This window comes from Pseudomonas sp. RIT-PI-S, from assembly GCF_025642975.1.
GTDB lineage: Bacteria > Pseudomonadota > Gammaproteobacteria > Pseudomonadales > Pseudomonadaceae > Aquipseudomonas.
Genome location: NZ_JANZKJ010000015.1, coordinates 42,966 through 54,574 on the forward strand (window position 1 = coordinate 42,966; position 11,609 = coordinate 54,574).

At 64.5% G+C, this 11,609-nt stretch carries 12 protein-coding genes; 6 read left to right on the forward strand and 6 right to left on the reverse strand.

The window, feature by feature from the left end:
• Positions 1-92 precede the first annotated feature (92 nt).
• The 3 genes from rlmM (at position 93) to pdxB (ending at position 2,630) form a co-directional block, all read left to right on the forward strand.
• Positions 93-1,148, forward strand: a complete 1,056-nt coding sequence (rlmM, locus tag OGL93_RS18525) for a 23S rRNA (cytidine(2498)-2'-O)-methyltransferase RlmM (RefSeq protein ID WP_263264313.1) — start codon at positions 93-95, stop codon at positions 1,146-1,148.
• 64 nt (positions 1,149-1,212) lie between these two features.
• Positions 1,213-1,455, forward strand: coding sequence for a sulfurtransferase TusA (gene tusA / locus OGL93_RS18530; protein WP_263264409.1), 243 nt, complete (start codon positions 1,213-1,215; stop codon positions 1,453-1,455).
• Positions 1,456-1,472: 17 nt separating this feature from the next.
• Positions 1,473-2,630 carry a 4-phosphoerythronate dehydrogenase PdxB gene (gene pdxB / locus OGL93_RS18535; RefSeq protein ID WP_263264314.1) on the forward strand — a complete coding sequence of 386 codons (1,158 nt, stop codon included), beginning with the start codon at positions 1,473-1,475 and terminating at the stop codon, positions 2,628-2,630.
• 125 nt (positions 2,631-2,755) lie between these two features.
• Here the strand turns inward: pdxB and OGL93_RS18540 are convergent, their stop codons facing one another.
• The 3 genes from OGL93_RS18540 to OGL93_RS18550 form a co-directional block, all read right to left on the reverse strand.
• Positions 2,756-2,935, reverse strand: coding sequence for a PA1571 family protein (locus OGL93_RS18540; RefSeq protein WP_263264315.1), 180 nt, complete (start codon positions 2,933-2,935; stop codon positions 2,756-2,758).
• A gap of 140 nt (positions 2,936-3,075) precedes the next feature.
• Positions 3,076-3,357, reverse strand: coding sequence for a pyrimidine/purine nucleoside phosphorylase (locus OGL93_RS18545; protein ID WP_263264316.1), 282 nt, complete (start codon positions 3,355-3,357; stop codon positions 3,076-3,078).
• A 64-nt stretch (positions 3,358-3,421) separates the two neighbouring features.
• Complete coding sequence (locus OGL93_RS18550; RefSeq protein WP_263264317.1) at positions 3,422-3,979, reverse strand: exonuclease domain-containing protein; 558 nt, start codon at positions 3,977-3,979, stop codon at positions 3,422-3,424.
• A gap of 217 nt (positions 3,980-4,196) precedes the next feature.
• On the opposite strand from OGL93_RS18550, the gene OGL93_RS18555 reads away from it, so the two are divergent.
• Entirely contained in the window at positions 4,197-4,970 is a 774-nt protein-coding gene (locus OGL93_RS18555) for a transporter substrate-binding domain-containing protein (protein WP_263264410.1), read from the forward strand.
• Positions 4,971-4,981: 11 nt separating this feature from the next.
• Here OGL93_RS18555 and lpxH read toward each other — a convergent pair whose 3' ends face one another.
• Entirely contained in the window at positions 4,982-5,704 is a 723-nt protein-coding gene (lpxH, locus tag OGL93_RS18560) for a UDP-2,3-diacylglucosamine diphosphatase (protein WP_263264318.1), read from the reverse strand.
• Entirely contained in the window at positions 5,701-6,204 is a 504-nt protein-coding gene (locus OGL93_RS18565; protein WP_263264319.1) for a peptidylprolyl isomerase, read from the reverse strand. Before OGL93_RS18565 ends, lpxH begins: the two co-directional genes overlap by 4 nt.
• Positions 6,205-6,394: 190 nt before the next feature.
• On the opposite strand from OGL93_RS18565, the gene OGL93_RS18570 reads away from it, so the two are divergent.
• Both OGL93_RS18570 and cysS read left to right on the forward strand, forming a co-directional pair.
• Positions 6,395-8,095: a glutamine--tRNA ligase/YqeY domain fusion protein gene (locus OGL93_RS18570; protein ID WP_263264320.1), complete on the forward strand. Its 1,701-nt coding sequence runs from the start codon at positions 6,395-6,397 to the stop codon at positions 8,093-8,095.
• 7 nt (positions 8,096-8,102) lie between these two features.
• The gene (gene cysS, locus OGL93_RS18575; protein WP_263264321.1) at positions 8,103-9,485 is read left to right on the forward strand and encodes a cysteine--tRNA ligase; all 1,383 of its coding nucleotides are present in this window, start codon (positions 8,103-8,105) and stop codon (positions 9,483-9,485) included.
• Between the two features lie 127 nt (positions 9,486-9,612).
• Here cysS and OGL93_RS18580 read toward each other — a convergent pair whose 3' ends face one another.
• Positions 9,613-11,421, reverse strand: coding sequence for a sigma-54-dependent Fis family transcriptional regulator (locus tag OGL93_RS18580; RefSeq protein ID WP_263264322.1), 1,809 nt, complete (start codon positions 11,419-11,421; stop codon positions 9,613-9,615).
• Positions 11,422-11,609: the final 188 nt, after the last annotated feature.

Below are 11,609 nucleotides of genomic sequence, written 5' to 3' on the forward strand. Positions count from 1 at the left end.
TCGCTGCGGCTGCGCTATCATCGGCGGTTTGTCACGCCATGCCTTACGCAATGCGTTGGGTTCAAGCATAGGGCGTGGCCAGCGGAGTGTAGATGAATACCTTGTTGCTTCACTGCCGCCCCGGTTTCGAGGGCGAGGTTTGCGCGGAAATCAGCGAGCATGCGGCGCGCCTGGGGGTGGCCGGCTATGCCAAGGCCAGGCCCGCCAGCGCCTGCGCGGAGTTCGTATGCGCGGACGCGCAAGGCCCCGAGCAGTTGATGACTGGCATGCGCTTTCGCGAACTGATCTTCCCTCGCCAATGGGCGCGCGGGCAATTCGTGGCGCTACCGGAAACGGACCGTATCAGCGTGCTGCTCCAGGCCCTGGAGGACTATCCGGCATGCGCCAGCCTGTGGCTGGAAGTGCTGGACACCAATGACGGCAAGGAGCTGTCCACCTTCTGCCGCAAGTTCGAAGCGCCCTTGCGCAAAGCCCTGGAAAAGGCCGGCAAGCTACGCCCGTCGAGCACCGGCCAGCGCTTGCTGCTGACCTTCATCAGCGGCCGCGAGGTGTTCCTTGGCATTGCCGATGAGCACAACAGCGCGATGTGGCCGATGGGCATTCCCCGGCTGAAATTCCCCCGCCAGGCCCCCAGCCGCTCCACCCTCAAGCTGGAAGAGGCCTGGCATCATTTCATCCCCCGCGACCAGTGGGATGACCGCCTGCATGGCGACATGACCGCCGTAGACCTGGGCGCCGCGCCCGGCGGCTGGACCTGGCAACTGGTCAACCGCGGCATGCTGGTGACCGCCGTGGACAATGGCCCCATGGCGCAAAGCCTGATGGACACCGGCCTGGTACGCCACTTGATGGCGGACGGCTTCACCTACGCGCCGCGGCCCCCCGTGGACTGGATGGTCTGCGACATCGTGGAAAAGCCTGCCCGCAATGCTGCCCTGCTGGAAACCTGGCTGGGCGAGGGGTATTGCCGCGAAGCGGTGGTCAATCTCAAGCTGCCGATGAAGCAACGGTATGCCGAAGTGCGCCGCCTGCTCGAGCGCATCCGCGAGGGCTTCGAGGCCCGGCGAATAAAGGTCGCCATCGGCTGCAAGCAGCTCTACCACGACCGTGAAGAAGTGACCTGCCACCTGCGCCGGCTGGACAAGTGATAACCCCCGGCGCAGCCCCCAGACACTGCCGCCCCGCTCATAGAGGTACCCCATGCCCGATGCCCTGGAACACCTGACGGTCGACGCCGTGCTCGACGCCACCGGCCTGAACTGCCCGGAGCCGGTAATGATGTTGCACCAGCACGTGCGCGACTTGCCTGCCGGCGGCCTGCTCAAAGTGATCGCCACCGATCCTTCGACGCGTCGTGACATCCCCAAATTCTGTGCTTTCCTCGAACACGAGCTGGTTGGCCAGCAGGAAGAGGCAGGCACCTACCTTTACTGGATTCGCAAGAAGGCGCAGTGAGCGCCCATAGGCACCCTATGCTGATCGTGGCTGACGAAAACATTCCGCTGGTCGACGCGTTCTTCGCAGGCTTCGGGGAAATCCGCCGTTTGCCCGGACGAACCCTGAGCCCAGAGGCCGTACGCGATGCCGACGTGCTGCTGGTGCGCTCGGTCACCCAGGTCAACCGACAACTGCTCGAAGGCAGCGCGGTGCGCTTCGTGGGCACCTGCACCATCGGCACCGATCACCTGGACCTTCCCTGGCTCGAAGCCGCGGGCGTCGAATGGGCCAGTGCGCCCGGGTGTAACGCCCGCGGCGTGGTGGACTATGTGCTGGGCAGCCTGTTGACCCTGGCCGAACTCGACGGAGTGGCCTTGCCCAGCCGCAGCTTTGGCATCGTCGGCGCCGGCCAGGTCGGCGGCCGGCTGGCCGCGGTGCTGCGTGGCCTGGGCTGGCAGGTGCGGGTCTGCGATCCGCCCAGGCAGGCCGCCGAGGGCGGAGGCTACAGCACCCTGGACGAAATCATCGAGCACTGCGACGTGATCAGCCTGCACACGCCTTTGACCCGGGGCGGCCCGTGCCCAACGTGGCACCTGTTCGACCGCGAGCGCCTGGAGCGCTTGCGCCCCGGCGCCTGGCTGATCAACGCCGCCCGGGGCCCAGTCATCAGCAACCAGGCATTGAAAGAGGTGTTGCTGGCCCGGGACGACCTGCAGGCGGTGCTGGACGTATGGGAGCAGGAGCCGACGGTAGATCCGGCCCTGGCCGAGTTGTGCGTGCTGGCAACGCCGCATATCGCCGGGTATAGCCTCGACGGCAAGCAGCGAGGCACTTCGGCGATCTACCAGGCGTTCTGCGCCTGGCGCAACGAAGCGCCGCAGGTGTTTCTCGAAAACCTGCTGCCCCCGCCCTGGCTGGCACAAGTGACCCTTGACGCCCAGGCCGACCCGGCCTGGGCCCTGGCGATGCTGTGCCGAGGAGTTTATGACCCGCGTGTGGACGACGCCGATTTTCGCCGCAGCCTCAGTGACGACCCGTTGCAACAGCGGGCAGCCTTCGACGCGCTGCGCAAGGCCTACCCGGTGCGCCGCGAAATCGACGGGTTGAAGGTGCGCATAGAAGGCGATGCGCCCGTGCTGCGGCAGTATGTGAGTGCGCTGGGCGCAACACTCTGTGAGGGTTCCAAGGTTTAAGCGCGGCAGGCGTGGTCGGCAGGCGCCGGGAGCGGTCATGAGCGGGCGAAGCCCACGAACGCGGAGCGCCGCCTGCCCCGTGGGCTAGGCCGGATGGCCGGCCCCAGCGCTACCTGTTTCTCAAATCAATTGGGCCGCGTGGCGGGCTGGAGGGAAACATCCAGCGTTTGGCACGCTTCCCGCACCATCTGCTCGGTGATAGGGATTTCCCGGCCGTTGCCGTCGATGATGGCGCCGCCGACCGTGTGGTGTTCCTGTACAGGAGTCACGGCCAGGGTTCGTTCGGTGGTCTGCTGCAGGCTCATGCGGGGTCCTCATAGGCTGGTAGGGCAATATGAATAGCCTGGGCCCCTGGCATGACGCGCGTATGACAAAAGGGGCCCAAGTGGCAGACTGCCACCTGGCAATGAAGTTCCGCGGCCCAGGCCGGGCCGCTTGCCCAGGATCAGCGGTATTCGCAGAGGTAGGACGTTTCGCCGGCGACTTCCAGCTGGAACTTGCTGTTAGCGGGGACGTTGAACTGGCTCCCGGCTTCGAAGGTTTCCCAGTCGGTGCTGTCGGGCAGTTTGACCTTCAAGGCGCCTGACACCACGTGCATGATCTCCCGCTGCGCCGTACCAAATTCATATTTGCCCGGGGCCATCACGCCGATGGTCGCCGGGCCCTCGGTGGTTTCGAAGGCGATGGATTTGACGGTGCCGTCGAAGTACTCGTTGACCTTGAACATGGGCGTTTCCTCTCGCTATGGGGCTAAAAACGGTGTGCCAGTATGCCCAAGCGAGGCGGGGCCGTCACCCGCTTTTGTACTGTTCGGGTAACGCCAAAGGCAGCAGCCGCGCGGTGTTGCGGGCGTCCTCCAAAGCGCGGTGCTGGCTACCCTGGAACTGCAGGCCGGCCAGTTGCAAGGCGCCGTTGAGGCCTGGGGGGCGGGGGAGATGGCGCGCCTTGGCGAAGCGCTGCTTGAGGTTGATGTGGGGAACGCTCGCCAGCCCGCTCTCCAGGCCATATTCTCGCCACGCCAGCAGGAACTGCTGGCGGTCGTAGTCACCCCAGCTGGCCCAGCCCGCCAAGGGCGAGGGCAGATGGCTCAGCCAACGCTCGAATTGCGCCCACACCTGAGGCAGGCCCTGAGCGCCGTCGATGTCGGCCTGAGTGATATGGGTCAGGGCGCGGCAAAAGGGGGTCAGCAAGGGCCTGCGCTGAGGGCGCACGAAGCGCTGGAAGTGGTCCAGCTCGCGGCCGTCACGGTTCACCAGGCAAGCGCCGATCTCGATGATTTCCATTTCTTCGACCGCCCAGCCGCCTTCGTCGGTGGTGGCTTCGAGGTCGATGATCAGCCAGTGCGGCATGCGCGCGTCCTTTTAGCGAATCATCTTCTAGAGCCTAGCCAAGCCTTGAAGGTTCCAAGACGGCGCGGCAGGCGGTAAGTATCACGAAGACGAAACCGCGGCAACATTGTTCGCCGGGGAAAAAGCGCCTAGCTTATGACGATCAGCCCATTGGGAGCGTTCGCCCTTGTCATCCAAGTTCGTGCGGGCCGCCATCGCGTTCGCGGCCCTACTTGGCCTGTTGTTTAGCGCCGCTGCCGCTCGGGCACAGGAGGTCGTTCGCGTCGCGGCGGCGCATTTCCCGCCTTATGTCGTGCACCCTGAAAGCGGGGCGGATACCGGGCTGCTTCCTGACCTGCTGGCGTCCCTGAACCGCGTACAGGACCGCTTCCGCTTCGAGCTGGTGCCTACCTCGCTGCCACGGCGTTTTCAGGACCTGCGCCAGGGGCGGGTCGATATGGCCATCTTTGAAAACCCGCACTGGGGCTGGCAGGCCGTGCCGCATGTGGCCGTGGATCTGGGCCTGGAAGATGCGGAGGTCTTCGTGGCGCGGCGCATGGACGGCCGCGATGATCACTACTTCAACAACCTTGCCGACAAGCGCCTGGCGCTCTACAGCGGTTATCACTATGCCTTTGCCACGTTCAACGCCGAGCCCGATTACCTGACCAGCCATTACCGAGCGACGCTGACCTACTCCCATGACAGCAACCTGCTGATGGTGGCGCGCAATCGCGCGGACGTAGCCCTGGTGACGCGCTCGTATCTCACTGGCTTCTTCAGCCGATACCCCGAGCTCAAGGACACCTTGCTGGTGTCGCGCCGCACCGACCAGATCTATCACCACTACGCGCTGGTTCGCCCGCAGGCGCCCATTACCGGCGAGGAACTGGCCGGCTACCTCGAACAGCTGCATGCCAACGGTGAGATGGCGAGGCTGTTCGAGCCATATCAAGTACAGGTGTTGCGGCAGGTGGACGGTACTGCGGTCATTCCCCACAGGGGCCCCTGAGGGCGCGTGACTCAATTCAGCTCGAAGGCTTCCAGCCGTGCGCCTTGGCGATCCCATTCCAGCACCCACCCCTGGCGATCCCAGTCGCCGAGCACAATGCGCCGGGCTGGCGCCTGTGCCACTTCGAGTTTGTGTACCGCGGGCCGGTGGGTATGGCCGTGGATCAAGGTAGCGACCCCCGCCCGGCCCATCACCCGCGGCACCTCTTCTGGCGTGACGTCGACGATGTCGCTGGCCTTCAGGCGGGTCTGCGCCTGGCTTTCGCTGCGCAGCCGACGCGCCAGGCGCTGCCGCCAGCGGACCGGAAGGTGGCGGAGCGTCCACAAGGTGAGGGGGTTGCGCAGGATCCTGCGCAGCTTCAGGTAGCCTTCGTCGCGGGTGCACAGCAGGTCACCGTGCATCAGCAGCACGCGCTCCCCGTCCAGGTCCACCACGCAAGGGTCGCCCAGCAGGGTGCAGCCGGCAGCGCGGCAGAACGCCTCGCCGACGAGAAAATCCCGGTTGCCGTGCATGAGAAACACCTGGGTGCCGCTATCGGTAAGGGTGCGCAGCGCCTGGCAGATGCTTGCCTGGTAAGCGGACATGGCGTCGTCGCCGATCCAGGCTTCGAAGAAGTCCCCGAGGATGTACAGCGCGCGGGCGGCCCGGGCGCGGCCTTCGAGGAAGTGTAAAAACGCCCGGGTGATGTCCGGGCGTTCCTCTTGCAGGTGCAGATCGGAGATCAGCAGTATCACTCGATGATCTCGGCTTTCTCGATGATCACGTCTTCGGTGGGCACGTCCTGATGGCCAGCCTTGCTGCCGGTTTTGACGCCTTTGATTTTATCCACCACATCGGTGCCTTCGATCACTTCGCCAAACACGGCATAGCCCCAACCTTGGGTGGTGGGTGCGGTGTGGTTGAGGAAGCTGTTGTCGGCGACGTTGATGAAGAACTGCGCGGAGGCCGAATGCGGCTCCATGGTACGAGCCATGGCAACGCTGTATTTCTTGTTGGGCAGGCCGTTGTTGGCTTCGTTCTTGATGCTCGGGCGCTTGTCCTTCTTTTCTTTCATGCCCGGCTCGAAACCACCGCCCTGGATCATGAAGTTGCCGATCACCCGGTGGAACACGGTGTTTTCGTAATGGCCGGCGTTAACGTATTCGACGAAGTTGGCAACGGTCACAGGGGCTTTGTCTGCATCGAGTTGCAGCACGATATCGCCGTGGTTGGTGGTGAGTTTGACCTTGGACATAACATTCACTCTTGTCGGAAATTCAAGTAGCGCCACGGTTTTGCAGTGACGACCTGTCAGTGGCTTGACAGCTTCGGCTATGATACGGGCTTTGTTTTAGCTGGCCTAGTTCCAGGCTCGATACGTTAAGTCGCTGCCCGCGATTTTCCGTACAAACCCTAGCTGGCATTTATCGTATTTGAAGGATTCCATGACCAAGCCTACTGCCGACAACGCTTCGACTGCCGCCGCCAAGGCTGAGCCTGTGGTTCCGGCCAATTTCCTGCGGCCGATCATGCAAGCCGACCTCGATACCGGCAAGCACACGGCGATCGTCACCCGTTTCCCTCCGGAACCCAACGGTTACCTGCACATCGGCCACGCCAAGTCCATCTGCGTGAACTTCGGCCTCGCCCAGGAATTCGGCGGTACCTGCCACCTGCGTTTCGACGACACCAACCCGGCGAAAGAAGACCAGGAATACATTGACGCGATCATGGCGGATGTGAAATGGCTGGGCTTCCAGTGGGCCGGCGAGGTCCGCTACGCCTCCAGCTATTTCGAGCAACTGCATGACTGGGCCGTGGACCTGATCAAGGCCGGCAAGGCCTACGTCGACGACCTGACCCCCGAACAGGCCCGTGAGTACCGTGGCACCTTGACCGAGCCGGGCAAGAACAGCCCGTTCCGCGACCGCCCGGTGGAAGAGAACCTGGACCTGTTCGCGCGGATGAAGGCCGGTGAATTCAAGGACGGCGAACGCGTGCTGCGGGCCAAGATCGACATGGCCTCGCCGAACATGAACCTGCGCGACCCGATCCTCTATCGCATCCGCCACGCGCACCATCACCAGACCGGTGACGCCTGGTGCATCTATCCGATCTATGACTTCACCCACGGCCAGTCCGATGCGATCGAAGGCATCACTCATTCGATCTGCACGCTGGAGTTCGAAAGCCACCGGCCGTTGTACGAATGGTTCCTGGACAACCTGCCGGTGCCAAGCAAGCCGCGCCAGTACGAGTTCTCCCGGCTGAACCTGAACTACACCATCACCAGCAAGCGCAAGCTCAAGCAGTTGGTGGATGAGCAGCACGTGCGCGGCTGGGACGACCCGCGCATGTCCACGCTGCAAGGTTACCGCCGCCGTGGCTACACCCCGCAGGCGATCCGTAACTTCTGCGAAATGATCGGCACCAACCGTTCCGACGGCGTGGTCGACATGGGCATGCTCGAATTCAGCATCCGCGAGGACCTGGACCGCACCGCGCCCCGCGCCATGTGCGTGCTGCGCCCGCTGAAGGTGGTCATCACCAACTACCCCGAAGCCGAGCAGCAGATGCTCGAACTGCCCCGCCATCCCAAGGAGGACATGGGCGTGCGCGAGCTGCCGTTCGCGCGGGAGCTGTACATCGACCGCGACGACTTCATGGAGAACCCGCCCAAGGGCTACAAGCGCCTGGAACCGGGTGGCGAGGTGCGCCTGCGGGGCGCCTACGTGATTCGCGCCGACGAAGCCATCAAGGACGCCGATGGCACTATCGTGGAGCTGCGCTGCAGCTATGACCCAGACACCCTGGGCAAGAACCCGGAAGGGCGCAAGGTCAAGGGGGTGATCCACTGGGTGCCGGCCGAGGCGAGCGTGGAATGCGAAGTGCGGCTGTACGACCGCCTGTTCCGCTCCGCCAACCCTGAAAAATCCGAAGAAGGCGGCAGCTTCCTCGACAACATCAACCCGGCGTCGCTGCACGTGCTCACCGGGTGCCGCGCCGAGCCTTCGCTGGCCCAGGCCCAGCCCGAGGATCGCTTCCAGTTCGAGCGCGAGGGGTATTTCTGCGCCGACCTGAAGGACAGCCAGCCGGGCAAGCCCGTGTTCAACCGTACCGTGACCCTGCGCGACTCCTGGAGCTGATGCCGCTGTGCTGAACATCTATAACACCCTGACCAAGGCCAAGGAGCCGTTCACCCCGCTGGACGGCAACAAGGTGCGCATGTATGTGTGCGGCATGACCGTCTACGACTACTGCCACCTGGGCCATGGCCGCAGCATGGTCGCCTTCGACCTGATCACCCGGTGGTTGCGCTACAGCGGTTACGACCTGACCTACGTGCGCAACATCACCGACATCGACGACAAGATCATCAACCGCGCCCGGGAAAACGGCGAGGCCTTCGAGGCGCTCACCGCGCGCATGATCGACGCGATGCACGAGGATGAGCGCCGGCTGAACATCTTGCCGCCCGACCAGGAGCCGCGCGCCACCGACCATATCGCTGGCATGCACGCGATGATCCAGGCGCTGATCGACAAGGGCTATGCCTACGCCCCCGGCAACGGTGACGTGTACTACCGCGTGGGCAAGTTCCAAGGCTACGGCAAGCTGTCGCGCAAGCGCATCGAAGACCTGCGCATCGGCGCCCGCATCGAGGTGGAGGAAGCCAAGCAAGACCCGCTCGATTTCGTGCTGTGGAAAGCCGCCAAGCCCGGCGAGCCGAGCTGGGAATCCCCCTGGGGCCCTGGCCGCCCTGGCTGGCATATCGAATGCTCGGTGATGTCTACCTGCTGCCTGGGCGAGAGCTTCGACATCCATGGCGGTGGCAGCGACCTGGAGTTCCCGCACCACGAGAACGAGATCGCCCAGAGCGAGGCCGCGACCGGCAAGCCTTACGCCAAGGCCTGGATGCACTGCGGGATGATCCGCATCAACGGCGAGAAGATGTCCAAGTCCCTGAACAACTTCTTCACCATCCGCGACGTGTTGGCCAAGTATCACCCCGAAGTGGTGCGTTACCTGCTGGTGGCCAGCCATTACCGCAGCGCCATCAACTACTCCGAAGACAGCCTGCGTGACGCCAAGGGCGCGCTGGAGCGGTTCTACCACGCGCTCAAGGGCTTGCCAGCCAGCGCGCCGGTGGGTGGAGAAGCCTTTGTCGAGCGGTTTGCCGCGGCGATGAACGACGACTTCAACACCGCCGAGGCTTGTGCAGTGCTGTTCGACCTGGTGCGTGACATCAACCGCCTGCGCGATACCGACGCTCAAGCCGCTGCGGGCCTCGCGGGCCGGCTGCGTGAACTGGGTGGCTTGCTGGGCGTGCTGCAGCTCGACGCCGAGGCCTTCCTCCGCGCCGGCGCCGAAGGCCGAGTGGACGCTGCCGCAGTGGACGCGCTGGTGCAGGCCAGGTTGCAAGCACGTGCCGACAAGAACTGGGCGGAGTCCGACCGTATTCGCGATCAGCTCACTGCCATGGGCGTAGTGCTCGAAGACGGCAAGGGCGGCACCAGCTGGCGTTTGGCGGATTGAAACCCACGAACAGCACGCCCTCCGGTTCGCCGGCTGGCGCCAGGCATCCCCTCCTGTAGGAGTGGGGGCGGCCATCCGGCGACGCCCGCGGACATAGGCCAAGAGGTTCGCAGGCTCACGCCAGCGCCTAGATTCCTGCGGTTGGCCAGGCCCCGGCGTTCATCTCGCGCAAGCGCTTGTACACCGTGTTGCGGCTGACCCCCAGCCGCCGCGCCACCTGGGAGATGTTGCCGTCGGTGGCGCGCAGCAGGGCGTTGATGTCCTGGGCGGGCACTTCCACCACCCGCGGCTGCATAGGCGTGGGCAGCGGCGTCAGCAGCTCTTCGGGCAGGTGGTCCAGTTCGATCCGGGCGTTGTCCGCCAAGGCCAGTGCCACTTGAATCACATTGCTCAATTGCCTGAGGTTGCCCGGCCACGGGTGGCTCATCAACGCCTGCAGCGCGGCCTCGCTGAACCCGGCCTGTTGCTCCGGCTGGCGATGCTCCTCCCAGATGGCCTGGATCAGCTCACGGCGATCGCTGCGTTCGCGCAAGGGCGGTAGCCGCAGCGTGCACCCGGCGATGCGGTAGTACAGGTCCTCGCGAAAACTCCCCTCGGCCACCGCGCTCGCCAGGTCACGGTGGGTCGCGCAGATAACCCGAACGTCCACCGCAACCGGGTCGCCGCTGCCCAGCGGCTGAATGCAGCGCTCCTGGAGCACCCGCAACAGCCTGGCCTGGGTGGCCAACGGCATGTCGCCTATTTCATCGAAGAACAGCACGCCCTTGTCCGCCTTGCGGATCAGCCCGGGGTTGCCCTTTTGGCTGGCGCCGGTGAAGGCGCCTTTTTCGTAGCCGAACAGCTCAGCCTCCACCAGCTCCATGGGAATGGCTGCGCAGTTCACCGCTACCAGCGGTTCCCCGGCGCGGGAGCTGGCGGCGTGCAACGCCTTGACCAGCACTTCCTTGCCCGCGCCGGTTTCGCCGCTGATCAGCAGGGGGATATCGCGTTCGAGCAGCCGTAGCCCCTTGTCCAACAACGCTTGTTGTTGCTGGGGCACAGAGGCTCGCTCCACCAGTGACGTGGCAGGGCAGGGCGTGGCCAGGCGCTTTGGCGGTTGCAGCAGGCATTGCAGGCGGCTGCGCCCAGCGGCCAGAAGCGGGAAGGGCTGGCCCGCCGGGCGAGCCATAAGCTCCCCGAGGTTCGCCCGGAACAGGGCCTGGATCGCCAGGCCGCGGGGGTCTTTGCCGAGCAGGGTGTCGGCACGACGGTTAGCCGCCATCACCCGGCCGCCAGCGTCGAACACCAGCACGCCGGCCCAAGGGCTGTCCAAGTTGTTGCGGGCGGTGTTGAACACAAGGCGGTGGCAGCCCTCGCCGAAGCGCTCTTCGAGCAGAGCATTTTCCAGGGCCTGGGCCATTACCTTGACGGTGCCTAGGGTGTGCGAAGGCGGCAGGAAGCTGTCGCTGGACACGCCCAGCACCCCGACCAGCCTGCGCTCGGCATCGAAGACCGGTGCGGCGGACCCGCTCATGAAACGATTGGCGGCAAGAAAGTGTTCGTCGTGCTCTACATCGACCGCTTGCCCACACGCCAGGGCGGTGCCTAGTGCATTGCAGCCTACACGGGCTTCGCTCCAGTCGGCGCCGGGGGCGAAGGCACGTGCCTGCGCAGCCCCGAATCTAGGGGTGCCCCAGCTGCGCAGCAGCCGGCCATGTTCATCGGCCAGCAGCAACAATGCCTGGATCGGCGCAAGCACTTGCGCATAGGCCGGCAGCAGTTGGGCTTCAGTGATCCGCAGCACCTCAGCCCTGCGCAGCTGCCACTGCTCCACCTGCGCCACCGGCGGCTCGCCATGGTCGGCTGCCACGTGCGGGCGCAACCCCGCAGCGGTAGAGCGGGCCCAGGCTTCGCGGATGGCTTGTTCGTGAACGATGCCGTTGCTGCTGGCGGACATGAGGGTGCCCTTTATGTTTTTTTTTGTTCCCCCAGTGTTGTTCAAACCTGAACAATGTCAACACCACGAGTGTTCAGTTGTTCAGCCATATTTGTTCACTTGTGTTCAGTACCGAACATGACCAGGCGGTCGAAGGCCCTGCCGCGCGGCTTCGTTCACTCTGGCACGGTTGTGGCTATAGCTTGCGC

Bases quoted from the DNA above. Each gene is read 5' to 3' on its own strand.
- rlmM (WP_263264313.1), top strand. From the start codon at position 93: ATGAATACCTTGTTGCTTCACTGCCGCCCCGGTTTCGAGGGCGAGGTT.
- pdxB (WP_263264314.1), top strand. From the start codon at position 1,473: ATGCTGATCGTGGCTGACGAAAACATTCCGCTGGTCGACGCGTTCTTC.
- OGL93_RS18540 (WP_263264315.1), bottom strand. From the start codon at position 2,935: ATGAGCCTGCAGCAGACCACCGAACGAACCCTGGCCGTGACTCCTGTA.
- OGL93_RS18545 (WP_263264316.1), bottom strand. From the start codon at position 3,357: ATGTTCAAGGTCAACGAGTACTTCGACGGCACCGTCAAATCCATCGCC.
- OGL93_RS18550 (WP_263264317.1), bottom strand. From the start codon at position 3,979: ATGCCGCACTGGCTGATCATCGACCTCGAAGCCACCACCGACGAAGGC.
- OGL93_RS18565 (WP_263264319.1), bottom strand. From the start codon at position 6,204: ATGTCCAAGGTCAAACTCACCACCAACCACGGCGATATCGTGCTGCAA.
- OGL93_RS18570 (WP_263264320.1), top strand. From the start codon at position 6,395: ATGACCAAGCCTACTGCCGACAACGCTTCGACTGCCGCCGCCAAGGCT.
- OGL93_RS18580 (WP_263264322.1), bottom strand. From the start codon at position 11,421: ATGTCCGCCAGCAGCAACGGCATCGTTCACGAACAAGCCATCCGCGAA.